The 376-nt window shown below is 52.1% G+C and carries 1 pseudogene; it reads right to left on the reverse strand.

The annotated features are described in order from the left end of the window. Positions 1-376, reverse strand: a pseudogene (locus DQG23_RS41695) (extracellular solute-binding protein); the annotation flags it as partial.

The following is a 376-nucleotide window of genomic DNA, read 5'->3' on the forward strand; positions in this document are numbered from 1 at the left end:
TCATAAGAGGATAGACGGGCTCTGTAGAACATGTCGGGAAGCTCGCCTCCCGCTAGCGCAATATTGCGCTTTTCCACAAAAGCGTTGTCCGGCACCGTTTGCCAATCGACCGTAATATTCGTTTTCTTCGCATATTCGGTAAGCACCTTCATGTCTTTCCATTCGCCGTGAGTGGCGAATTTGGATCCCATCGCGGTTATTGTGATCGGAGCGCTCACGATCGGAAACCCGTCTACATTGATTTCTTTACCCGAAGCCGGCGGTTTGTCCGAAGCTGACGGCGTATCGCTCGTTCCTCCGCCCGTCGAGCAGGCCGAAGCGACGAACAAGAACATCGAAGCCGTTCCAAGCCAAAATGGTTTATGCCGATTATTCA

The sequence above is a fragment of the Paenibacillus contaminans genome (assembly GCF_003285015.1).
Classification (GTDB): domain Bacteria; phylum Bacillota; class Bacilli; order Paenibacillales; family NBRC-103111; genus Paenibacillus_V; species Paenibacillus_V contaminans.